This is a genomic window from Cyclobacterium qasimii M12-11B, from assembly GCF_000427295.1.
Lineage (GTDB): Bacteria > Bacteroidota > Bacteroidia > Cytophagales > Cyclobacteriaceae > Cyclobacterium > Cyclobacterium qasimii.
In genome coordinates this window covers 115,049-139,002 of the sequence record NZ_ATNM01000018.1, presented here as the reverse complement: position 1 = coordinate 139,002, position 23,954 = coordinate 115,049, and the positions used below count along the sequence as shown (strand labels likewise).

22 protein-coding genes are annotated in these 23,954 nt (G+C 37.8%); 15 read left to right on the top strand and 7 right to left on the bottom strand.

The window, feature by feature from the left end; translation table 11 throughout:
• Positions 1 to 62: 62 nt before the first annotated feature.
• A complete protein-coding gene (locus ADICYQ_RS02165; protein ID WP_020890298.1) occupies positions 63 to 431 on the bottom strand; it encodes a BlaI/MecI/CopY family transcriptional regulator in 369 nt (122 codons plus the stop codon).
• A 334-nt stretch (positions 432 to 765) separates the two neighbouring features.
• On the bottom strand, positions 766 to 1,518 hold the full coding sequence (locus tag ADICYQ_RS02160) for an acyl-CoA desaturase (protein WP_040413992.1): 753 nt from the start codon (positions 1,516 to 1,518) through the stop codon (positions 766 to 768).
• A 182-nt stretch (positions 1,519 to 1,700) separates the two neighbouring features.
• On the opposite strand from ADICYQ_RS02160, the gene ADICYQ_RS02155 reads away from it, so the two are divergent.
• The 5 genes from ADICYQ_RS02155 to ADICYQ_RS02135 all read left to right on the top strand — a co-directional run bounded on the left by ADICYQ_RS02155 (position 1,701) and on the right by ADICYQ_RS02135 (position 8,485).
• On the top strand, positions 1,701 to 2,312 hold the full coding sequence (locus ADICYQ_RS02155) for an RNA polymerase sigma factor (protein ID WP_020890295.1): 612 nt from the start codon (positions 1,701 to 1,703) through the stop codon (positions 2,310 to 2,312).
• A gap of 146 nt (positions 2,313 to 2,458) precedes the next feature.
• Entirely contained in the window at positions 2,459 to 3,169 is a 711-nt protein-coding gene (locus ADICYQ_RS02150) for a FecR family protein (RefSeq protein ID WP_020890294.1), read from the top strand.
• Positions 3,166 to 3,516 (top strand): FecR family protein, encoded by a 351-nt coding sequence (locus ADICYQ_RS02145; RefSeq protein ID WP_040413988.1) that lies wholly within the window; start codon positions 3,166 to 3,168, stop codon positions 3,514 to 3,516. Before ADICYQ_RS02150 ends, ADICYQ_RS02145 begins: the two co-directional genes overlap by 4 nt.
• A 118-nt stretch (positions 3,517 to 3,634) precedes the next feature.
• On the top strand, positions 3,635 to 6,946 hold the full coding sequence (locus tag ADICYQ_RS02140) for a SusC/RagA family TonB-linked outer membrane protein (protein ID WP_020890292.1): 3,312 nt from the start codon (positions 3,635 to 3,637) through the stop codon (positions 6,944 to 6,946).
• 24 nt (positions 6,947 to 6,970) lie between these two features.
• The gene (locus ADICYQ_RS02135) at positions 6,971 to 8,485 is read left to right on the top strand and encodes a RagB/SusD family nutrient uptake outer membrane protein (protein ID WP_020890291.1); all 1,515 of its coding nucleotides are present in this window, start codon (positions 6,971 to 6,973) and stop codon (positions 8,483 to 8,485) included.
• Positions 8,486 to 8,616: 131 nt separating this feature from the next.
• Here the strand turns inward: ADICYQ_RS02135 and ADICYQ_RS02130 are convergent, their stop codons facing one another.
• Entirely contained in the window at positions 8,617 to 9,942 is a 1,326-nt protein-coding gene (locus tag ADICYQ_RS02130) for a S41 family peptidase (RefSeq protein ID WP_040414047.1), read from the bottom strand.
• Between the two features lie 191 nt (positions 9,943 to 10,133).
• Between ADICYQ_RS02130 and ADICYQ_RS02125 the strand changes: the two genes are divergently transcribed.
• Both ADICYQ_RS02125 and ADICYQ_RS02120 read left to right on the top strand, forming a co-directional pair.
• On the top strand, positions 10,134 to 10,790 hold the full coding sequence (locus tag ADICYQ_RS02125; protein WP_020890289.1) for a TetR/AcrR family transcriptional regulator: 657 nt from the start codon (positions 10,134 to 10,136) through the stop codon (positions 10,788 to 10,790).
• 3 nt (positions 10,791 to 10,793) lie between these two features.
• Positions 10,794 to 12,119 carry an ABC1 kinase family protein gene (locus ADICYQ_RS02120; protein ID WP_020890288.1) on the top strand — a complete coding sequence of 442 codons (1,326 nt, stop codon included), beginning with the start codon at positions 10,794 to 10,796 and terminating at the stop codon, positions 12,117 to 12,119.
• 10 nt (positions 12,120 to 12,129) lie between these two features.
• Here the strand turns inward: ADICYQ_RS02120 and ADICYQ_RS02115 are convergent, their stop codons facing one another.
• Positions 12,130 to 13,197 carry a serine hydrolase domain-containing protein gene (locus ADICYQ_RS02115; RefSeq protein WP_020890287.1) on the bottom strand — a complete coding sequence of 356 codons (1,068 nt, stop codon included), beginning with the start codon at positions 13,195 to 13,197 and terminating at the stop codon, positions 12,130 to 12,132.
• Positions 13,198 to 13,559: 362 nt separating this feature from the next.
• On the opposite strand from ADICYQ_RS02115, the gene ADICYQ_RS02110 reads away from it, so the two are divergent.
• The 4 genes from ADICYQ_RS02110 to ADICYQ_RS02100 all read left to right on the top strand — a co-directional run bounded on the left by ADICYQ_RS02110 (position 13,560) and on the right by ADICYQ_RS02100 (position 16,700).
• Positions 13,560 to 15,149, top strand: a complete 1,590-nt coding sequence (locus ADICYQ_RS02110) for a M81 family metallopeptidase (protein ID WP_020890286.1) — start codon at positions 13,560 to 13,562, stop codon at positions 15,147 to 15,149.
• Positions 15,150 to 15,442: 293 nt separating this feature from the next.
• Complete coding sequence (locus ADICYQ_RS27295; protein ID WP_161625562.1) at positions 15,443 to 15,601, top strand: hypothetical protein; 159 nt, start codon at positions 15,443 to 15,445, stop codon at positions 15,599 to 15,601.
• A gap of 170 nt (positions 15,602 to 15,771) precedes the next feature.
• Positions 15,772 to 16,017 (top strand): hypothetical protein, encoded by a 246-nt coding sequence (locus ADICYQ_RS02105; RefSeq protein ID WP_020890284.1) that lies wholly within the window; start codon positions 15,772 to 15,774, stop codon positions 16,015 to 16,017.
• Entirely contained in the window at positions 16,017 to 16,700 is a 684-nt protein-coding gene (locus ADICYQ_RS02100; protein WP_020890283.1) for a DUF2490 domain-containing protein, read from the top strand. Before ADICYQ_RS02105 ends, ADICYQ_RS02100 begins: the two co-directional genes overlap by 1 nt.
• Before the next feature lie 172 nt (positions 16,701 to 16,872).
• On the opposite strand, the gene ADICYQ_RS25665 is transcribed toward ADICYQ_RS02100, so the two are convergent.
• On the bottom strand, positions 16,873 to 17,334 hold the full coding sequence (locus ADICYQ_RS25665; RefSeq protein WP_020890282.1) for a hypothetical protein: 462 nt from the start codon (positions 17,332 to 17,334) through the stop codon (positions 16,873 to 16,875).
• 189 nt (positions 17,335 to 17,523) lie between these two features.
• On the opposite strand from ADICYQ_RS25665, the gene ADICYQ_RS27520 reads away from it, so the two are divergent.
• Positions 17,524 to 17,727 (top strand): hypothetical protein, encoded by a 204-nt coding sequence (locus ADICYQ_RS27520; RefSeq protein ID WP_040413983.1) that lies wholly within the window; start codon positions 17,524 to 17,526, stop codon positions 17,725 to 17,727.
• A gap of 36 nt (positions 17,728 to 17,763) precedes the next feature.
• On the opposite strand, the gene ADICYQ_RS28075 is transcribed toward ADICYQ_RS27520, so the two are convergent.
• Both ADICYQ_RS28075 and ADICYQ_RS02085 read right to left on the bottom strand, forming a co-directional pair.
• The gene (locus ADICYQ_RS28075; protein WP_235114275.1) at positions 17,764 to 18,258 is read right to left on the bottom strand and encodes a transglutaminase-like domain-containing protein; all 495 of its coding nucleotides are present in this window, start codon (positions 18,256 to 18,258) and stop codon (positions 17,764 to 17,766) included.
• A complete protein-coding gene (locus ADICYQ_RS02085) occupies positions 18,225 to 19,133 on the bottom strand; it encodes a hypothetical protein (protein ID WP_020890278.1) in 909 nt (302 codons plus the stop codon). The genes ADICYQ_RS28075 and ADICYQ_RS02085 overlap by 34 nt, the downstream gene beginning before the upstream one ends.
• Positions 19,134 to 19,435: 302 nt before the next feature.
• Here ADICYQ_RS02085 and ADICYQ_RS02080 point away from each other — a divergent pair, with 302 nt between their 5' ends.
• Genes ADICYQ_RS02080 through xylA form a run of 3 tightly spaced genes read left to right on the top strand, consistent with a single transcriptional unit; the run spans position 19,436 to position 23,943 of the window.
• Positions 19,436 to 21,079, top strand: a complete 1,644-nt coding sequence (locus ADICYQ_RS02080) for a sodium/sugar symporter (RefSeq protein WP_020890277.1) — start codon at positions 19,436 to 19,438, stop codon at positions 21,077 to 21,079.
• A 21-nt stretch (positions 21,080 to 21,100) separates the two neighbouring features.
• On the top strand, positions 21,101 to 22,591 hold the full coding sequence (locus ADICYQ_RS02075; RefSeq protein ID WP_020890276.1) for a xylulokinase: 1,491 nt from the start codon (positions 21,101 to 21,103) through the stop codon (positions 22,589 to 22,591).
• Between the two features lie 38 nt (positions 22,592 to 22,629).
• Complete coding sequence (gene xylA, locus ADICYQ_RS02070; RefSeq protein WP_020890275.1) at positions 22,630 to 23,943, top strand: xylose isomerase; 1,314 nt, start codon at positions 22,630 to 22,632, stop codon at positions 23,941 to 23,943.
• Positions 23,944 to 23,954: the final 11 nt, after the last annotated feature.

Sequence of the window (23,954 nt, the reverse complement as noted above, 5' to 3'; positions counted from 1 at the left end):
AGGTAGAACGAGTAATCGTTCACCTTTTTTTATATTGGTCTTGTAGAGTTTGCTATTAAAGATTAGTTTTCTTTAACATCATCTTTCACTTCAGCCATGATTTTTTCCAAAGCTTTAATATCTAATTGTTCATCTTTGGCAAAAAAGGAAGCTAGGTTAGCAAAAGAACCACTAAAGTACCCAGTCAATAAATTTTTAATCGTAAAACTTCTGTATTCGTCTTTTGAGACTATTGGATAATATTCGTGTGATTTTCCATATGCTTTATGCTTTACAAAACCTTTTCTTTCAAGAATACGTATGATTGTCGAAACGGTATTGTACGCTGGTTTTGGAGCGGTCATTTTTTCCAAGACATCTTTGACAAACCCTTTCTCGATGTCCCATAGAATCTGCATTATCTGCTCTTCTGCTCTTGTTAGTTCTCTCATATTGAATTATTAATGTAGGTGATTTTTTATGAACTTAACCATTTAGTTTTTTATTTGCAATACTTTTTTAAAAAAACATGGCGTTTCCCTTGGTATTTTTCAAAAATGTCATTCAAAAACAGTTTTTTAAATAATTTGTTACGAAGAATATGCTTTTACCAACAATTAGCAATATAAAGGATTGATCAATGATAATATTCCAAGATGGCCAACTTACATCTTGATAATCTATTCTCATTTTATGGGTTATTAATTGAGTTAGTCTAAATGTAAAAAAGTGCTAAAAATAAATTCTTAGCACTTTTAAAATATTTTTGTGGAATCACCTAAGGAGTCATTTTACTGATTTCAGTTTAATAATTCCTGTTGCATGAAGTAATTTAACTATAGGGTAGGTTGGGTCAAATTCAAACCATTTTACTGCAAAATTTACTCTTTTAGGTAATCTGTGGTGATTGTTTTGGAATAACTCTCCTAACATAAGGAAATCCAAGATCAATGAATTTTTAGATTTGTCATTATTGTCAAAATTGGCATACCCATATTTGTGACCACTCCAATTGACAATGGCGCCATGGACAGGACCCATCATGAAATGAATTGGTAATAGGAAGTACATCCACCAATGAGTGCCTGGAAGATCAAACACACTAATGCTAAGTACATATATCAAAACGTATACAACAACCCATCCTATGCGGATTCCCATCGTATCTGCAAAACGATCAAATTTATTCCAATCAGGAACATCTTTCACAAACCTTTCCTCAGGTTTTGCCCTAAATGAAAAATGTTCATTGTAAATCTTTTTCGTTTTCCACATCATGGTAAAAAGGTTTTCAGTATGATGGGGGCTATGCGGATCTAAGGGAGTATCACTGTATGCGTGGTGCATCCTGTGTAAAATGGCATAAGCGCGAGGTGATAGGTAAGAACTTCCTTGGCATGCCCAAGTGAAAACGTAAAAGAATTTTTCCCAATATTTGTTCATTACGAACATTTGGTGGGCGGCATACCTGTGAAGGAAAAAACTTTGGCAAAACAAGGAGAAATACCAGTGCAGGAGAAAGAAAACAATTAGAATCACTTGAGATATAATTTGATATAGCTTGCAAAATTAAATCGTATTTTCGTTAATTAAGCAATCCAGTCATTATTTTTTACAAAAGGTGATTATATTCATACTTTCGGACCATTTTTGATCATTTTCACTGCTGTTTGTGTTTTCTTTTTAATTCTTAAAAAGAAAATTATACATTTAGGGAATTAATGAATGAGCCCTACCCAAATAATAACCGTTCTGTCAAGAACTTTCCGTTTGAAAATCACTCAAATGAAAAGTTAAGGGTAAGTGATGCTTACTTGTGGCAGCAATTTAAAGAGGGGAGTGAAACTGCATTTATCAAAATTTACAATGAGAATTTCAGTTTGCTTCTAAACTACGGTTACCAACTTACCGGAAATCAAGAGCTTATTGAGGACTGTGTACAGGATATTTTTATTTACCTTAGACAAAGAAGAAAATCACTTGGCTCAACAGATTGCATTAAGTTTTATTTAATGAAATGCATGAAGAGGAAACTAATAAAGGAGATTAAAAAGTCCAAAATTTCTTTTTCATTGGAATCGCAAGAAGGTTTTTCAATAACTTTTTCTCATGAAGACTTTCTAATTGACCAACAAATTGAACTGGAAAAATCCGAAAAACTTAATGTAGCATTAAGTCTTCTTTCCGAAAAAAAAAGGGAAGCTATCTACTATTTTTACTTTCAAAATCTGAACTATAGCCAAATAAGTGAGTTATTTGGTTTTTCCCATATTAAGTCTGCGAGAAATTTGGTGTATAAAGCCCTTTCTACACTTAAGAATGCTATGGAGTAAAGGTTTGGTTTACAAAGTTATAGGAGTAAAACCAGTCAAACTGAAACACTCTGTTTTAAGCCTACATAATTTTTTTTAACAAATTTTCACAATTAAGTGATGTCATTTTGCCTTTAAGGTCCTTATGTGATTGAAGGTATCGTAAAATGGGTAACAAAGAGGAAACATCACTAGTATTATTAACAAATCCTGAATTTGTTCAATGGGTATTACATCCTAATAAGGAATTGGATATTTATTGGAAAAATTGGATTCGTGTGCATCCTGATAGTTTACCTGAAGTTAAGGAGGCCAGGGAGATTCTTCTTGGATTAAAACACAAGCCTCTTCATGTTTCTCAGGACGTTAAGTCCCGAATGCTGCAAAATATCTTAGCAAATGATCAAGCAGTTTCATCTGAATTATCTCGTTACTCGTTTGATTATAAGGAGAGTAAATCATGGTTGACCATTAAACAGTGGTATAAAGTTGCCGTAATTTTAGTTTTAACCTGCTATTCAGGCTATTTGTTAAATCAATTTATAGGGTCTGAGAATCCCATAGAGGAAATTGAGAAGATACAACCTGCTTTAATTACTAAAATTACGCATAGCGGAGAAAAGTTGAATTTCAAACTTCCAGACGGGTCTTCTGTTTGGTTAAATTCTGGTAGCCAATTAACATTTCCTAAGGAGTTTGATTCTCTTGAGAGGAATGTTGTATTGATAGGTGAGGGGTATTTTGAGGTCAAGAGAGACACCTTAAGAGCATTTAAAGTAGTTTCCGGTAATTTGGAAACCGAAGCATTGGGTACTTCTTTTAACGTAAATTTTTTAATCCAAAACAAGTATTGGTCTCTTTACTTAGTGGTAAAGTGAAAATCCAAACTAAGGCATTGGATGAGAGTTATATACTTGAGCCAGGTCAACAACTGCAATATATTCCAACGGAAAAGGAAATTAAAATTTTAAAAGTTACTACAGAAACAGCAATTGGTTGGAAAGATGGCCTGCTTTCATTCAAGAATGCTGGATTTAGTGAGGTCGTTGAAAGCCTTGAGCGTTGGTATGGTGTGAACATCCAAGTCTCAGGAAAGCCATCGAAGGCCTGGAAGTTAAGTGGCAGGTATGAAAATCAAAACCTTGATTTGGTGTTGGATAGGATGTCCTTCATTGAGAATTTTAATTATGATATAAATAAGAAAAATATTCACTTAAAGTTTTAATGCTATGCATATATAAATTCAGAAAAGCGGGAGAATTCCCTAAAAATTGGAAGTTAGGCAAAGAAAAATATGTAATGCCTAAACCATATATTTTGATTGATCAATAAACCAAAAAACTATGAAATTTAAATTACAAAAGACAATCTACCTATTGTCACGCTATTTGCTATACGGGTTTTCCTTGCAGCTCATTTTCTTTAACCTGGTTTTGGCATTAAATGTCAATGCTCAGTTTAATAGCATAGAGGATGTAAAGGTGAGTGTGACTGAGAATGAAATGACCTTGGGGGAGTTTCTCCTTAAAATAGAATCAGAAACTGCTTTCACTTTCTCATTTGATAAGTCAGATGTGAATGAAAATATATCATTGGTGCTTTCAAAAGGGAGTGCTAGTATAGAATCATTTTTGAAAGAGATCGCCTCACAAACTACCTTAGGTTTCCGCCAAGTCAATGACCAAATTGACATTCGACTTACAAAAAGTGCGGAGATATTGACGGTAGCGGTAGTAGATAAAGCAATTAAAGGGGTGGTTAAAGATGATGAAGGTCAACCATTGCCTGGTGCTACCATATCTGTTCAGGGAACAACCACTGGAACTATTTCTGATTTAGACGGGAGCTATTCCCTAACTGTTCCCGATGGAGCTACTTTGGTTTTTTCCTATATTGGTTATGAGTCTCAAATCATTAGTATAGGAAACCAATCCATCATCGATGTAACCATGACTATGGATGAATCTTCTTTAGAAGAGGTAGTAGTAGTAGGTTACGGTACGCAGAAACGTAGTGACCTTACAGGGGCTGTTTCTTCTGTCAAAGCTGAGGAATTGACCGCTTACCCAGCAATTGATGCGGTTCAGGCTTTACAAGGAAGAGCTGCCGGAGTTCAAATTCAATCAAACAATGGCGCACCTGGCGCTAGTATGAAAGTAAGGGTAAGAGGTGGTACTTCTATCAATGCAAGCAGTGACCCTATATTTGTGGTGGATGGATTTATTGGTGCCGCAATGCCTCCTCCAGAAGACATTGCCTCAATAGAAGTGCTTAAAGATGCTTCTGCAACTGCAATTTATGGTTCAAGGGGAGCCAATGGTGTCATTATGGTGACCACCAAAAGAGGTAAAACGGGAGCTGCAAGGATTGAGTTCAACACTTCCTACAGTATGCAAAATGAAATCAACAGGCTTGATTTATTAAATGCAGCTCAGTTTAACGATTATATTTCAGATGCAAGACCGAATATACAGCCTGCAGGTGGTGACACCGATTGGCAGGATCAAATCTTTAGAACAGGGGGTATCCAAAACTATCAACTTTCCATTTCCGGAGGGACTGATAATGTTAATTATTATGTTTCAGGGGCCTATTTTGAGCAAAAAGGGGTCATCATAAATTCTGATTATAACAGGTTTAGTATTACCAGTAATTTGGATATTCAGGCATCAGAAAAACTCAAAATAGGATTGAATCTATTTGCAAGAAGGAGTAACAGTGATGGCGTAAGAACGCAAGAGAATTCTGGTGGATTAACACCAGGAGTAGTAGCTTCTGCTTTCAAATTTGAACCTGATCAACCCATTTACAATCCAGACGGCTCGTTTACAGTAGCTAGACTTAATGATCCGCATGACAATCCATATGCAGTGGCTACTCAATTGGAAAATGAAAATGTTAATGACAGATTCCAAGGGAATTTCTTTGCTGAATATGATATAATTGAAGGACTTAAATTTAAAACTACCTTGGGCGCAACGGCCAATACTTCTAGGACTGGAACCTATGCGCCGACATCTGTTACTGAGGGAAGAAATGTAGGTGGAGATGCCTCTATTGATGCTTTTAGGAACACACTTGTTCTAAATGAGAATTACCTAACTTATTCCAAAACATTTGGTACTGATCATACTGTTTCGGCCATGGGTGGGTATTCTTTCCAATCCTCCGAAAGCGAGAGTTTTGGGGCTAGAGGTACTTCTTTTATTACCGATGCCTTTTCTTTTTGGAATCTTGGATCTTCAGCAGTATGGCAGGCACCAAATTCTTCTTTAACAGATTGGCAAATTTCTTCGTATTATGGACGTTTAAACTATTCCTTAGGGGATAAATACCTCATTACTTTTAACGCGAGGTACGATGGCTCATCTACATTTTCCAAAAACAATAAATGGGCATTCTTTCCTTCTGGAGCGATTGCATGGAATATGAAAAATGAACAATTCCTTGAAACTTCAGACCTTATCAGTTTTTGGAAGTGGAGAGGTAGTTATGGGATTACTGGTAACCAGGCCATTTCTCCTTATCAAACGTTGGCCAGGTTCACACCTGTTTTCACCATTATCGATGGAGTACCTGTAAACGCAGTAAGACCTACCACTGTAGCCAATGAAAATTTGACTTGGGAAACTACAGCGCAATTGAATATCGGAACTGATGTAGGGTTTTGGGATGATAGGGTAACTTTCTCTGCAGAATATTACAGGATGGTAACTTCTGATTTATTATTTGCTGTACAATTGCCTCAATATTCAGGATATACCACTCAACTGAGAAATATTGGTGAGGTAGAAAATAAAGGCGTTGAACTTACCTTAGGTTCTAAAAACCTAGTAGGGGCATTCCAGTGGGACATGGACATCAATTTTTCCAGAAATAGGAATAAGGTGCTCTCTTTACCAGAAGGAACTGAAATACAATATGGATCAGGTCCTGGACATATGGTAGGTTTAGGTACCACTCAACTATTGAAAGAAGGCTATCCAGTAGGTAGTTTTTATGGTTGGGTTTATGATGGAGTTTATCAGGAAGGTGATGATTTCATACCTGGTGGAGGTTTTGAACAGGAAGCCGGTGGAGAGAAATTTAAGGATCTTAATGATGATGGAATCCTTAACAGTGATGATAGAGAAATTATTGGCAACCCCAATCCAGATTTCTTCTGGGGATGGAATCATGCCTTTAGGTACAAGAATTTCGATCTTAATATCTTCTTCCAAGGTTCTTTTGGGAATGATATCCTGAGCTATACCTTAATGGAACTTAACCTGATGTCAGGTATTAACAATGCTACTACAGCAGCGCTTGATAGGTGGACACCTACCAATACCCAAACAGATGTTCCTATGGCATTTAACGGAAGAACCCGTAGGGTTTCAACCAGATGGATATATGATGGGACCTTTACCAGGTTAAAGAATCTTTCTTTAGGATATAATTTCCCGAAAACCATAGTAAATCGCTTGAATATATCAAAGCTGAGGTTATATGTTAGTGCACAGAATATCCTGACTTTTACAGAATATGAAGGATATGATCCTGAGGTGAATTATCGTTCTGATGGCGCTACAGATGGCAACCGAAATCTAGGATTGGATTATGGAAGTTATCCTAATGCAAAAAGTTATACCGTAGGTCTTAATGTTGGATTTTAAGCATCGAAAAAAACAGAAACAATCATGAAAACGAATATATATAAATCTTTGGTATTGGCGGCCACCTGTCTATTTGCAGGCTGTGCTGACTTAGAAGAAAAGCCTGTAGGCTTATTGGCACCGGAAAGTTTATTTAACTCAGAGAAAGATGTAGAAACAGCCATCTTTGGTGCTTACGGGTGGATAGCCAGTGAAAGGCTATATGGTAGGCAATTTGTCACTTCCATCATGTTAAGAAGTGATATGGTGGATATTGGGGACAGAGGTACTCCTGCTGAAAGGCAGCAAGTAAATGACTTCAATATGGACGATAACAATGGTATGGTAAGGGTATATTGGCCTTATTGGTACCAGGTAGTTGGAGCTGCCAATGCGGCAATTGCAGGTGCAGAAAGTTTGGAACTAGACGAGGCGGTTAGTAATCAACTAATAGCCGAAGCCAGATTTGTAAGAGCATTTAGTTATTATCATTTGGTACGCGTATTTGGGGAGATTCCTTATATAGATTATTTTATAACTGATCCAGAGGCAGTTAAAAATATTTCCAAGACTTCTGTTGCAGATGTTTATGTAGGGATTTTAGCAGATTTAGAATTCGCAAAACAATACCTTCCTGATAACCAACCCAGCAACGTAAGGTCTAGACCTACTAAAGGAACAGCGGCATCTTACTTAGCCTCTGTAAACCTTACGCTTGAAGATTATGCAACCGCTTATGAAGAAGCCAAATGGGTAATTGATAATAAGGACAGGTTTGGCTATGACTTGGAACCTGATTATCAAAACCTCTTCAGAGCAGATATGGCTGATAACCAAAAAGAACACATATTTTCTGTTGATTTCTTAGGACAGCAAAATGGTGCTGGAGGAGCAAATGATGATATCATGCCTCCAATGACAGGTATTCGAGGTGCAGACGATCTTGGTTGGAGTGTATGCGTTCCATCTATGGCTGTTTACAATACTTGGGATGATAGAGACTATAGAAAGCAAGTTAGCTTCGAAAATGAGGCATTGGTCAATGGAATAATGGTATCCTATACTGAGTTTCAAAACACACAAAGGCCACACATTGCAAAATACAGAAGGTTCCCTGGTAACAGTAATTCTGATGGTAGGTATTCAGATAATAACTATGCCGCCATGCGTTATGGTGAAGTGTTATTGATAGCAGCAGAAGCGGCTGCTGAAGTGAACAATGGACCTACAGCTGAAGCAGTTTCTTTGGTGAATGCTATTAGAGAAAGAGCTAGAAATGCGGCAGGGCAAATGAATAGTTTCCCTGAAGATGTTCAAACTGGGATGGATAAAGAATCATTCATCAATCTGGTACTTGAAGAAAGAAGAATTGAACTTTCTTTTGAATACAAAAGATGGTATGATATCAAAAGGAGAAATTTAGGTGATGTAGTTTTTAAAGGATCAAACAGCCTTGAACCGCATGCTAATTTTGACGCATCAAGAGATTATTTGATGCCGCTACCAAATCTGGAGTTGGATGTTAATCCAAACTTGGCTCCACAGAATCCAGGTTATTAATTATTTGATACTGAAAAGTAAAAGGTGGTAGGATGATTATCCTGCCACCTTTTTTTATTTTCAATCCAACAGATTGGATAAAGGAAAGTCATGAAATTTAACATGTGGGAATAGCCAATGTGCATTTTGGCTTAATACACCGGGAATTCCTTTTGAAGTCCAGTAAAACCATCAATCATTTGCCACTGTTGTTTGGATGGCTTAAGTCGCGAAGTTGAATTCAGGCTTCCATATAGGATATAGGATATGGCACTGGACAATTTATCATCTTCAAGGTCACCCCAATTGACAGAAGGGTCATCTGAAGCTTCAATATCCACAGGGAAACCATCATAATATTCAGCCTCACCGGAAGCATTTGCGATGGCAAAGGTAATGGGAACCAATTCCACATTATTTTGATCCAATGTCTGATTAAATGAAGACAATGGGAAAGACCCTACAGGTTTACCGTAGGTGGTTTCACCAATTAATATCACCTCCATATAAGGTCTTAGGCAATTTATTACCAGTTCACTTGAAGAGGCCGACCCTCTTGAGGTAAGTACTACCAATTTTGTTAAATCAATATTATTGAGCTTTTCGAAATTAGAAGCCTCATTAAGTTCGTCCTTGTCGGTATTAAATGCATTGGTATACATTAATTTACCATTGGCTTCAGCTGGTACTAAAGCATTCATTATTTGCTCTGCCACATCTACCGAACCTCCTCCATTGTACCTTAGATCAAGGATTAATTCATTGATGTTTTCTGATTCAAAATAATTTAATGTTTCTTCTACTTCCAAACTTTTGGTAGGCGTTAAATTAGCCGTTGCTTTAAAACTATTGTAAACCCAATAGCCGATTTTTTTATTCCCTTCTTCAATAATTTCCTTATGTAGAACAGAGTTGGCCTGATAATCACTCTTGATGTTGGTTCTGGAAGTGGTACTTCCATCGGGTAGTTTGAAGGTGAAAGTATTGGAAATGCCAGGCACATTTTCTCCCAGATTAAAATTATAACCACCATCTACTCTATAAGTAGCTATTGGCTTGCCATTTACTTCAATAATCTGCCAACCTCTTTGCCATCCGTCTTTTCCGGCGGGCGAATCATCGTATACAAAAGACACAAATAATTCATCGTCTTCATTTAACCCAAAGCCAAATCCATGTCCTATATTTTGTCCTGTAAACGCATCATCAAAATCTTCCTTTGTAGTAAGGTAAGACCACCTGTCCAATTCAACGTACATTAGGTTATACAGTAATTCATCATTACTCCCATAACTATTGACGTTCACAACACTAGGTAATTTGTCGTTCCAGTAATACCATTCTTGCATGCTTTCTAAAATGGCATTTTTAACAAGATTAGGATCCTGAGGTGATTCATCTGTATTTCTTTCGCATGAAGTAGTGCTAAAAAAAACTATGAGAAGTACTGATAAAAGGGTGTTTTTGGCCTTTAACATTGGAATGGTATGGTTAAACTTTTTATAAATAACGAAAAAATAAAAATAGATGTTTAAATTTTTATTCAACCCTCGTGAATTTACTTATTATCTAAGAGGATATAATTTTTAATTAGAAAATTTCACAACAATTAACAAACCACAAGGGCACTTATCTTGTTAATAGGGGGAGACTAAATCAGTATTTGAAAATGACAGAAAAAACTAAAAATCAGCAAACTGACGATAGTAAAATTATTGAAGGGTATATCAATCATGTTTTAGAGACTGGGCACGAGCCAGCGTCTGTTTTTAAGTTTGCCAAAGACTTAAAAATGAAAGAGGCTACTTTTTACGAGTATTTCACCTCTTTTGATGCTGTAAAAAAAGCAGTATGGGAGTTAATATTTGACAATACCGTTCATTCTTTGGAGAGTCAGGAAGTTTACAAGACCTATACTTCAAGGGAAAAACTACTGGGTTTTTTATTTACCTGGATTGAAGAACTAAAAGAACGAAGGTCTTATTTACTTGCAGTTTACGGCGATGTACCCTTGAAGGACCGTAGCTTCCCTTCAGAATTAAAGGGATTCAAATTAAAATTTAAGGATTTTGCCAATAGTATCGTAAATGAAGGCAAGGAAACTGAAGAAATTGCTGAAAGGCCCTATTTGACAGACAAATATCATGAGGCCATGTGGTTACAAGTTATGTTTGTATTTCGATTTTGGTTAAAAGATGATTCTCCAGGGTTCGAAAAAACAGATGCGGCCATAGAAAAGTCAGTCAATTTGGCTTTTGATTTAATGGGGAAATCAGCTGTGGACAGTTTTGTTGATTTCGCTAAATTCTTATTCCAATCCAAATAGACGATGACAGAGAAATTAAATGAGCAGCAGAGCATACCTGTCACGAAAGTGCAGAGAGCAGCCAAGTTTATCAGTACAGGAGCCAAGGTCGGGGGGAATTACATGAAGCACTACGCCAAAAAAGTGGTTAATCCTTCAATGAATAAAGATGAACTTCATAGAAACAATGCTACAGACATTTATGACTCGTTAAGTGAGCTTAAAGGCAGTGCGCTAAAGGTAGCCCAGATGATGGCAATGGATAAAAACATGCTTCCCAGAGCTTACCAGGATAAATTTACCATGGCACAGTACAGCGCGCCACCTTTATCTTACCCTTTAGTAGTAAAAACTTTCAATCAATACTTTAAACAAGGTCCTGAAAGCTTATTCGATACATTTACAACTTCGGCTGTAAATGCTGCTTCGATAGGTCAGGTACATAAAGCCACAAAAGGAGACAAGGTATTTGCAGTTAAAATTCAATATCCAGGAGTAGCGTCTAGTGTGAGGTCAGATTTGAAATTGGTAAAGCCATTCGCACTCCGATTATTGAATATGAATGAACGTGAGTTGGACAATTATATGGATGAAGTGGAGGGGAAATTACTTGAGGAGACAGATTATCAGTTGGAGGTCATAAGGAGCAAAGAAATATCAGAAGCATGTGGCCATATTGAAGGTTTAAATTTTCCAAAGTACTATGAAGAGATGAGTAGTGCTAGAGTGATTACGATGGACTGGATGGAAGGGAAGCATCTAAAAGAATGGCTTGAAACAAATCCGACTCAGGAGGCTAGAGATAGGGTTGGACAAACATTGTGGGATTTTTATGACCACCAGGTCCATAGCCTAAAACAAGTACATGCGGATCCTCATCCTGGAAATTTCATTATTCAAGGAGAAAACGAATTGGCAGTGATCGATTTTGGTTGTGTGAAAGTAATTCCTGAAGATTTCTATTCAGGATATTTTTCATTGATTAAAAAGGATTTGTTGATCCAAGAAGAAGAATTGGATCAGATCTTTTATGATTTGGAATTTATATCTGACAGGGATTCTCCAACTGAAAAAAGCTACTTCAAAAATACCTTCAAGGAAATGATATCATTGCTTGGAAAACCATTTCATGTAGAAACATTTGACTTTGCAGATGATGATTATTTTCAGATGATTTTTGCCTTGGGAGATAAGATTTCAAATGACAAGATGTTTAGAAAATCAAAGCAGGCCAGGGGATCACGACATGGGTTGTATATCAACCGAACCTATTTTGGCTTGTACAATCTACTTAACCAATTGCAGGCAAACATTAAGACTACCAAGCCCGATTGGCTCAGGAGTCGATAGGAATGTTTATTTAAAAATGCTTTAACATATTGGAGGCTAGTTTGTAAGGGAGTAGAGGGTCATCGTGTTGGTTGGTAGTCCCTGTCATGAAGGTTTGGAATTCAGGTAGGTAAAAACTAAATGCACCAGAGGTAAAACCTGAATTCCCAATGATTTCAGGACCTTTGGTAGCTGTAAGTAAGATGCCTGGCTTTTGATAGCGAAGAAGTCCTTTGCCTTGACTCAAACCTTGTTTAATAGGAAGCCATTGCTTTATGTTTTCCAGCTCGGAGAGAGGGAAAAGATGGCCATGAAAAAAAGCTTTAACAAAGGATAGACAGTCCTTGGCTGTACTTACGATGCCTCCAGAAGCACCAAAAGAAACCATGGCCAGAGGTGAATTCAAAGGGTTGTTCTTATAAGAAAAAAGTGAGGGAGTTCTATCATTTGGGTCTTTATAAACATAGGTTTGGTTCATAGAAAGTCTTCTGAAATGAAAATCATTTAAGGTCTTTTCCAAAGGCTCACCATTAATACTTTCAATGACCTTACCAAGAAGCTGGTCATTGGTAGAAGAATATACTCTTTTTTTTGATTGTCCTGGTTGGAAATCAGGTTTTTGACTTTTTGTTCTTTTGAGGACTTCAGCATAATTCCATGCTTGGTCTACTCCAGAGATGAGGTCTTCTTTCAATGGATTCTCCTTGTCTTTGGAATAATTTAAAAAATCAGGGATACCGGAATTCTGCGAGAGTAAATGAGAAATGGTGATCTCAGGGGTATAGTCCTTTCCCCGAATGTTAATTAATCCTTCGTAATCTTTTTCGATAAGAAAGTCTGTAATGGGCTGATCCATTTTTAATAAGCCCCTGACTTTTAATTTCAGCACAATTGCCAACAGATGGAGGTTTCCTAACTCAGTAATATAATAGGGCTGATCCAAGGATACGTCCCCAGTAGTACCCGACCAAAGCAATGGCTCTGAATTTTCTTTATAAATGCTAAGAACAAGTCCAGGAATTTTTTTCTGGTTCGAAAACTGGTTTAACGCTTTATTCCAGGCAGTAAAAATAGGAGATTCCCTGTCGGTTGTAGTCATAAAATAATATTTATGATTAAAAGGGTAAGATACTAAAATAAACCATTAAAAGTCAAACAGTATCGAAGGTTCGCAATTATTTAAAGGTTAAATAATTGAGTTGTTTATTCACGAATTACCCGAAAATCATGTAATGAAGTTCATGGTTACAGGTCTTGGGCTTTTTAAGGTCGTATTTTTACTGTTAAAGCCCCTGATACAAACCTATTCGGATTGATCCTAGGTTTACATTTAAGAGGTAAAAGCATAAAATTATAATTTATACTACTTATATAGATTATATGTTGAAAAATAACTTATTTTGAATGACAATAGGCGATAGATTCAAAATCAGTTCTTTTTTATCATTAAATAATACTACTATGCTAAGAAAAATTTCATTCTATTCCCTGATATGGCTAATAAATGCCTCATTGTTCTTAAGTAGCTGCGGAAACAATTCTGGAGAAATTAAAAATGAAAATAGACAATTACCGCGAGTAGCTATTGCTGGACTTGCCATAGAATCAAGTACTTTTTCACCAGCAGTTTCAGAAAAAGATGCCTTCCATGCCCGCCGAGGTGAGGAAATTTTTAATTATTACCCATTTATGGACAAAGATTCTGCCAATAGGGCAAGGGCTGAGTGGTTTCCAACTTTGAGAGGTCATGCAATTCCTGGAGGGATTGTTTCCCGAGAGGCTTACGAATCACTTGTAGGTGAAACCCTCGATAGGTTAAAAGAAAACTTGCCTTATGATGGCTTGTTTTTTGATATTCATGGCGCCATGAGTGTTATAGGTTTAGATGATCCCGAGGGCGATTTCATTGAAAGAATAAGGGAAGTGATTGGCAAAGAAACCCTTATTTCTACTTCCATGGATTTACATGGCAATGTTTCATGGAGGCTCGCGGGGAATACGGATTTAATAACTTGTTACCGGATGGCCCCTCATGAAGATGCACTTGAATCCAAAAAGCGTGCAGTAGATAACCTTTTGGACCGCTTAGAATCAGGGAAAGGAAAGCCAGCTTACAAAGCATGGGTACCTGTTCCTATTTTGCTTCCTGGAGAAAAAACAAGTACACGTGTAGAACCTGGAAAGAGCCTTTACGCAGAAATAAATCCGTTAACACAACAAGACGGGATAATCGACGCGGCCATTTGGGTAGGGTATGCCTGGGCAGATGAGCCACGCAACCATGCAGTAGTGATGGTGACAGGAGATTCCAAAGAAAAAGTTACCCAGACAGCAGAAAAACTAGCCAGCAGTTTCTGGGAAAAGCGAAATGAATTTGATTTTATCGCCCCAACGGCCAGTTTGAAAGAGAGCCTGGATATGGCCATAGACAGTGAAGTAAAACCCTTTATGATCAGTGATATGGGAGACAATCCTACAGCTGGTGGAGCCGGTGATGTTACCTGGACGCTGAAAGAAATACTAGATCGACCGGAATTTAAGTCTGAGTCGGGTCCTTCGCTAATATACGCTTCCATTCCAGGCCCTGAATTGGTAGATGCTGCTATGGAAGTAGGCGTAGGTGGCAAGGTTTCTGCAAAAGCAGGAGCAGCAGTTGATGACCGGTTTTCACCTCCAATACTATTATCTGGGACTGTAGAGGCAATAGAAAAAGGAGATAAAAATGCTGAAATAGAGGTCGTTGTTAAGGTCGGGAGCGTACATGTTATTGTCACAAAAAAGAGGAAACCTTATCATAGAGAAAGTGATTTTACCAATCTTGGTTTAATACCTAGAGAAACAGATATTGTGGTGGTTAAAATTGGATACCTCGTACCCGAACTCTATGACATGAGAGCAGATTGGATAATGGCTCTCACTCCTGGGGGAGTGGATCAAGACCTGGAACGGCTGGAGTTTAAACGTATAAAGAGGCCCATGTTTCCTTTTGACAAGAACATGGAAACCCCCGATCTGAGTGCACAGTTAGTCCCAGCATCAGATGAATTTTGATCAGAATTGTCTGTTTTGCTTTATTCCGGTTAAAGACTGAAGCCATCCGCACCTCATTGAAATCTTAAACGGCTCAGAGTTGCTGGACTGAATATATTCCCTTTAATTTACGTAATGAAAATTTTATGCCTGGTTTGTTGGTGAGAAACAACAGATCAGGCAATTCTATTTAATGAAAAATTTCAGTTTTCATTCAAGAAGTATCAATTATCAATGGGTTGATTTCCTAATAGTAGCGTAATACCTAAAGTAAAAAGCCTCGAGAGAATTAGAATTGTATGAATCCCGAAAAAATGGTAAAAAAATATTGCATTGTTTTCCTCTTTTGTTTTTTCTCTCATTGGACTTATGCTCAGGTGAAGATTGAAAAGGAGTCTAGAGTAATGAGTAAGGATGTTCCTGAAATAGCCGTAAAATGGTTAGAGGATGTTTTTGACCATAAAAAAAATTAAAGTGGTATTTTGAGAGAAGTGCGGACAGTCACAGCTATGAGGCCAAATTTATCCGAAAAGGCAAAAAATTCAGTGTTGAATTTAGTGAAATTGGCTTTATTGAAGACATAGAAGTTATTGATCACTGGAGAAAATTACCTCATTCGGTAAGGGATAATATTTCGGATTATATGGATGATTTATTTATTAAATCACGAATAGAGAAAATTCAAATTCAATATACAGGAAGCAAAGAAGACCTCCAAAATTGGGTACAGACTGATTTCTTGAATCAGATTGTGGTAAAATATGAAGTGGAATTTTATGGTCAATCGCCGAATACGAAAAAACTATGGGAAGGATTATTTGATAAGGATGGGCATATCCTGATGAAAAGAGAAATTTTATTGTCACCTTCAAATAATCTATTTTATTAATGCGGAAACTATTATTAATCTTTCTTTTATCTCTTCCTGCTCAGTTGATGGCCCAAGGTACAGTACGGCTATTTGGGTTTTTCCCGGAATTTCAGGTTGGGTTTAAAGCAACAGAAAAACTCAAGGTTATAGGTAAAATAGAGAGTCAACACGGCATGGCCGAAAAGTTTGAAGGAAAGGACGTCGATGTTGGGTACTTTCACAATCTTACTGATTTTCAAGGTTTTTTAGGTACCAAAATCAACCCTTTTATTGATATCGCGGGCGGTTATCAATACCGAGTCGATAGTCGTGGAGAGAATAGCCACAGGACAATTCAGCAAATATCCATTCTTCAGTTACCTGGGAATTATAAGATTGGTCATAGAATTAGAACAGATCAGACCTATTCGGCCTTTGAGAAAAACAGTTATAGGCTTAGGTACAGGATGTCTTTTGAACTTCCAATTGAAGGAAAAAGCCTAGATCCGGGAGAGTTTTATTTGGTTTTTAGCGATGAAGTACTCTATAGCTATCAGGCGAGGGAAAGCGGTATTGAAAATCGGTTAGTGGCTTCTCTAGGTCACCTGTCGAAAGGGAATCAAAAATTTCAGGCAGGAATCGACTATAGAACGGATCGGTTTTTTGATCCTGATCTTAGACATAGGAGTTGGTTTAAATTTGGTTGGTACTTAAATTTATAGTGTTCAACCTTGTTTTGATTTTAAACCATTCTATTGGCTTCTAGTATTACGCCAGAAATCAAATGAACTGATCCTAATAAACATAGCCAGAGGGATTTAACCCTGGCTACGTTTTTAAGCTAGACTTATTAGATGAGAAAAAGGGATCAAATTGAAACATGACTTACCCAGTTTAGTAAACATCAATAATTTTATAGTTTTGCCCCTTCAGACTGAAGGCATCGCCTTTCTTTTTGCCTTTCATTTCATTGTAAATCGGGGCTTCACGAGATATACCAAATAAGGTGTGTCCATCTACTTCAAATTGCTCTAAACTTACACTAGGAAAAAAAGTCATTTTATCCGTCTTTACTACTGCACCAAGCGTTACTTCATCGAAAAGATTTGCTGAAGTTTTCATTTGCTTTAAAAAGTCCAATTCTTCAATAACAAAATTTAACTCTCTTGAAATACGATTGATGACATTAGCACTTTCGTTTTCTTGTCCTTGTTGGTCGTATTCCTGGGGTTCATCTTGAGGTTGTTGGTCAGCCGCTCTTATTTCGTTTATCCTTTGTCTAAAGTCTGCCACGATGCTTTCCTGATGGTTAATGGCTTCTTCCATCACTTTTTTCTTGTAGGCTAATTTATCCATAATCGTTAAGTTGTTTTGGTTACAGGGTGTCAAAAAGACTGCCAGAAATGGCAATTATTGATTTATTTTTTTCCTTGGTCAAGGAAAGATTTATTAATAGATTATTTCGTAAACAGCTGATAAATAATCTATTGTTTTTAAATCTTTTAAAAATGATGTATATTTAATAGAATCAGAAATTGTAAAAATATGAAAATTGTAAAAAAATTAAGGTCATATGCTATACTGGCTCTATTGATGGGCTTTTTCTTTTCGTTCACGGTCACTTCTTGTGGAAACAAAAAGAGTGAAAGTACTGAACAGACAGAAGAACATCCTGCGGCTGAAGAGGAGCATCCTACAGCGGATGACGAACATCCTTCAGATAGTGATGAGCACCCAAAAGAGGAATAAATTAAGTCAATTAAAAAGCGCTATTAAGCGCTTTTTTTAATGACTTAATTTTGCTCTCGTGAAGGAAAATGTTGTTTTAGCCACTGCTGATTTCCCATTAATCTCTAACACTGGATAGGCCATGAAGTTTACAGGGCCTGCTTCGGGTCCAGGGCTCAAGATGAGGTCTCTGCCTCTGCTAAACTCTATCCTATTCGCAGGGTGGCGGCCAAAATAATAGGTTGAAAGTGCTGTGTATTTATTGCCTTCACTTATGTCTACTGGCCACCATTTCCCATCTGCATAAAATTCAGCCCAGCAATGATAACCATCAATACCGCCTTCATCCCTGTCAGAGGGAATTGCGGCGCCTATAGAAAACCTTGCAGGAATGCCGACTGACCTTGCCATAGAAATAAATAAGGAATGAAACTCTGTGCAGTTCCCCGTTTTGGTATCGCAGGCATAGATCGAATCCCCTTTGCCATAGTCACCGTACTTCATATACTTCATATTGTCTATGATATAGTCGTATATAGCCCTGGCTTGCATAAGATGACTGTCTTTCTTTTTTCTCCAATTGCCTCCAAAGCCAATTCCCTAAATCTCCTTCCTACAGGCATTAATGCACTCGATTCCAAATAGCGAGGTGCTATTTCACTGCTGTCTTCATAAGGTCCTTTTTCTTTCCTTTTTACATTGTAAACCAATGTTACCGGCTTACCACTCTCTTCCGAGCTGAGGTCAAGGAAGAGAATGTCATTCTTATTCACGTCATCTTTGATAATCTCGTGTTTGCCGGGGACTTCTTGCTTTATGAGTTCTATTTCCTGAAAATGATCAGTGACGGCTACAGGAATCCACATTTTAGCCGTACCTTCTATAGTAGGTAAAATTACTTCGTAGTTGAATTGAAATTGATCTTCACCTTCTATTACTCCCAGTAATTTGTTACTGGCCTCTGCTACTGGAAGGCGATACCAGGTTTTGTCAGGTTTTTGCTTCCAGGAATAAAAAGGTTTACCATTTAGTTTGTGGACTGTAGTTTCGGTGACCTCCATTTCGCCAGGTTTCCCTTCCATGAAAAAATCCACATCATATACGTCTCCACTGGTATCCGCAAGGTCAACACAAGCAAAATGACTGTTTGGGCCTAAGTTTGACAGGTATTCCGTATGAACTCTCACCAGATGTAACCTTAATAATTTATTGTCATCTTTAACGAGAAAATAACCGTCATTTTCCGCTGCTTTGTTTGTAATAAAAGCCTTGATGCCATCCTCTATATCGGCAATGTCTACTTTTGGTGTAGGCTTAGTGATATTATCTGACTGTTTTGTGTCCTTTTCTTTGGACTGGCATCCAACAAAAGCAAAGCAAAGAAAGCAAAGACAAATTAGCGGAACAAAACTCGAAAGATTTTTCATTTTAAGTCTTTTAATGGTCGTGATCTAAGTGGATTTGTAAGTGAATTAATTGATATAAAGTTAGTGTTTCTTAATTAAGTATCAAGTCAATGCAGGGCGTACGATTGATTCGTGTCAGCTGAAATAGAAAAGCCATTTGTCAATTCGATTTCAGTACCACACCCAATAAACAAAAACCATTGGGCTACCTTTCTAAGATATTTTATTTTATCAAAACCATTAATGATTATATTGCATCTTAATTTTTGATTCTTAATATGCAATTGAACTGAGAAAACCAAAAACCCATTAATCCAAAATTCATGAATTTCACCTCATTAGACCTGGCCATATTCGTTGGTTATTGTATTCTCATCATCTTGATGGGATATTTTGTATCAAGAGAAAAAGAAGGCCATGTAAAAGATTCCAATGATTATTTCCTGGCAAGTAAGGCTTTGCCTTGGTGGGCAGTTGGGGCCTCATTGATAGCCTCAAACATTTCAGCAGAACAATTTATAGGGATGTCTGGATCAGGGTTTGCGCTTGGCTTGGCCATTTCTACCTACGAATGGATGGCCGCCGCTACCTTAATAGTTGTCGCTATATTTTTCCTCCCCATATACCTCAAAGAAGGAATTAGCACCATGCCTCAATTTTTGCTCAAAAGGTATGATAGCAGGGTTAGGACGGTAATGGCTGTATTCTGGCTACTGGTATATGTGTTTGTAAACCTTACTTCGGTGCTTTATTTGGGAGCACTAAGTCTTGAAACCATATTGGGAGTTCCCATGATGTATGGTATTGCAGGGTTAGCAGTGTTTGCAATGTTGTATTCAATTTATGGTGGGCTAAAAGCCGTGGCCTGGACAGATGTTGTTCAAGTATTCTTTTTAATATTAGGTGGACTGGCCACTACTTACCTGGCTTTATCAATGGTAGGTTCAGGAGATGTGTTTCTAGGCATTACAACACTAATAAAAGAAGCGCCAACTCACTTCAATATGATTATTAATGAAGGAGAAATGATGATTCCTGATGGTGCAGGAGGAGAACGGGATGCCTATATGGATTTACCTGGACTTTCTGTTCTGATTGGGGGTATGTGGGTGATTAATCTTAGTTATTGGGGTTTTAACCAATACATCACCCAAAGAGCCCTGGCAGCGAAATCACTTAATGAAGCTCAGAAAGGGATGCTCTTTGCGGGGTTTCTTAAATTATTAATGCCACTTATAGTAGTGATACCGGGTATTGCCGCTTTTGTGATTGTTAATCAAGGTATGGATCCGGCATTTGCTGATTCCATGACAGATCCTGTGAGTGGTATTATCAAGTCAGACAGAGCTTATCCTACATTACTACAGTTACTTCCTTCAGGCTTAAAAGGACTCGCCTTTGCCGCTTTGACAGCAGCTATAGTTTCTTCTTTGGCCTCCATGGCCAATAGTACGGCAACTATTTTTACGCTGGATATTTATAAAAATTTCTTTGAAGAAAATGCTTCCGAAAGGAAACAGGTAAGAGTTGGTAGAATTACAGCCATTGTTGCTTTTATAGTTGCGGCTATCGTCGCTCCGGCATTAAGAGAGTTAGACCAGGCATTTCAGTACATACAGGAGTATACAGGTTTTGTGTCTCCAGGTGTATTTGCGATTTTTATGTTTGGTTTCTTTTGGAAGAAAACGACTTCAAATGCAGCATTAACAGCCGCCGCACTGACCATTCCTTTGTCAGCAGCTTTCAAATTTTTGATGCCAGCCTTGCCTTTTATAGATCGGATGGGTTTGGTTTTCTTAATCCTTTCAGGACTTATTATTGCCATCAGTTTATTTGAAGGCAAAGGAAATGATCATCCTAAAGGAATTGAGATAACAAAGGATCTTTTTAGAACAAGCACTCAATTTAAAATAGGTGCAATATTGATATCCGGTATCATCGCAGCCCTTTACATCGTATTTTGGTAAATTTTAATTTCCGTTCGTAAAATGAGACAACTCCTTATAGGATATGATATTGGCAGTTCTTCTGTAAAAGCTACTCTTCTGGATGCAGATTCAGGTAAAGTAGTGGCAGCAAAAGGGCTACCTGAAGTAGAAATGAGTATTGATTCCCCTCAAAAAGATTGGGCGGAACAGGATCCTGAATTGTGGTGGAAATACATTAAAGAAACAACAAAAAATATACTTGCTAAGGCCAATGTAAAAGCCGGAGAAATCAAAGGCATTGGGATATCGTACCAAATGCATGGTTTGGTGATGGTGGACAAAAATAGAGAAGTCATCCGTCCTGCTATCATTTGGTGTGACAGTAGGGCAGTGGAAATCGGCAATAAAGCCTTTTCAAATTTGGGAAGTGAATACTGCCTTGGTCACCTGCTCAATTCTCCAGGGAATTTTACAGCATCAAAACTCAAATGGGTAAAGGAGAATGAGCCTGAGAAGTATGATCAGATCTATAAAATAATGCTTCCGGGTGATTTTATAGCCATGAAGCTTACAGGGGAAATTCTTACCACAGAATCCGGTTTGTCAGAAGGAGTCTTCTGGGATTTTCCGGAAAATAGAATTGCAGATAGGCTGTTGTATCATTATGGAATTGATGCAGATTTGTTACCTAAGGCAGTTTCGTCTTTTGGGGTTCAAGGTAGATTATTACCAGAAGTCGCACAAGATTTAGGTCTGGATGCAGGAGTGCCTGTGACTTACAGAGCCGGTGATCAACCTAATAATGCCTTTTCGCTTAATGTCCTTCAGGAAGGAGAATTAGCCACTACGGCTGGAACTTCGGGAACGGTCTTTGGCGTTAGTAGCAAACCTGTGTTTGATCCTTTGTCTAGAGTCAATACTTTTGTACATGTCAATCACCAAAAAAATGACCCAAGATATGGTGTTTTACTTTGTATCAATGGAACTGGAATATTAAATAGTTGGCTTAAACGGTCCTTCGGTGGTCAATCGCTGGATTATGAAGAGATGAATCACCTGGCGGCAGAAGTACCAATAGGTTCCGAGGGCTTAAGCTTTTTACCCTTTGGAAATGGGGCAGAAAGAATTTTGGAAAATAAGCAAGTTGGTGCACATCTTTCAAAGTTAAACCTTTTGAAGCATGACAAGAGACATGTTTTCCGTGCGGGACAAGAGGGAATAGTTTCGGCTTTGACCTATGGATTTAACATCATGAAAAGCATGGGGCTCAACTTGAAAACAGTGAAAGCGGGTAAGGCCAACATGTTTTTAAGTCCGATTTTCAGAGAAGCTTTTGTCAATATGAACAATGTTTCTCTTGAACTTTATGACACTGATGGTGCTCAAGGGGCTGCAAGAGGGGCAGGAATAGGAGCTGGCATTTATTCCAATGCTGAGGAAGCATTTCAGGGATTGGTTAAAATCCAGGATTTCGAGCCCGATGCGCATAAGAAGGAAGCATATGGAGCCGTTTATTCACAGTGGGAGGATTGCTTAAACCAGATAAAATAATTTACAATACGTATCTAAAACCTAACAAAAATACAATTATGTCAGATTTGTTTTTTCCTGAAATTGATAAAATTAAGTTTGAAGGAAAGGATTCTAAAAATCCATTGGCTTTCAAATATTACGATGAAAACCGTGTTATTGGAGGTAAATCGATGAAAGAGCATTTCCGGTTTGCAATTGCTTATTGGCATTCATTCTGTGCTACAGGAAATGACCCATTCGGACCAGGAACAATCGTTCACAAATGGGATAAATCTAATGACCCGATTCAGAGGGCTAAAGATAAAATGGACGCAGCATTTGAGTTCATTCACAAGATAGGTGCCCCATTTTATTGTTTTCATGACATTGACCTTATCGATGAAGGGGACAGCATTGCTACCTATGAGAAGCATATGGGAGCCATCGTTGATTATGCGAAACAAAAACAAGAGGAAACAGGGATAAAATTACTTTGGGGAACTGCTAATGTTTTTAGCCATCCAAGATATATGAATGGAGCAGCTACCAATCCAGATTTCGATGTGGTAAGTAGAGCAGCTACTCAAGTGAAAAATGCCATAGATGCTACGATTACCCTTGGTGGTGAAAACTATGTGTTCTGGGGAGGTAGAGAAGGTTATATGTCTTTGCTGAACACAGACATGAAGCGCGAGACAGAGCATTTGGCTCAGTTCTTAACCATGGCCAGGGATTATGGTAGAAAACAAGGCTTTAAAGGTACTTTCTTGATTGAGCCCAAACCAATGGAGCCAACCAAACACCAGTATGACTATGATGCAGCCACTGTTATTGGTTTCCTTAGGCATTTTGGATTGGACAAGGACTTTAAACTAAATTTGGAAGTAAATCATGCAACACTTGCAGGACATACTTTTCAGCATGAATTGCAAGTAGCAATGGATGCAGGACTTCTTGGCAGTATAGATGCCAATAGGGGTGATTACCAGAATGGCTGGGATACAGATCAGTTTGCGATTAACTTACAGGAACTCACCGAAGCGATGTTAGTATTGTTGCAAGGACCTGGATTTACTTCTGGGGGAGTTAATTTTGATGCTAAAATCCGAAGAAACTCAACAGACCTGAATGATCTTTTCCATGCACATGTAGGTAGTATGGATGCATTTGCCAGAAGTTTACTTATCGCAAGTGATATCATGGAAAAATCAGATTACCAATCCCTGAGAAAGCAACGTTACAGTTCTTTTGATGGAGGAAAAGGAAAAGAATTTGAAACAGGCAAACTAGACCTGGAGGCTTTGAGAAATCATGCATTGGTAATTGGCGACCCAAAAATGATCAGTGGGAAGCAAGAGATGTACGAAAATATTCTGAATCAATATATCTAAAGACCAATATT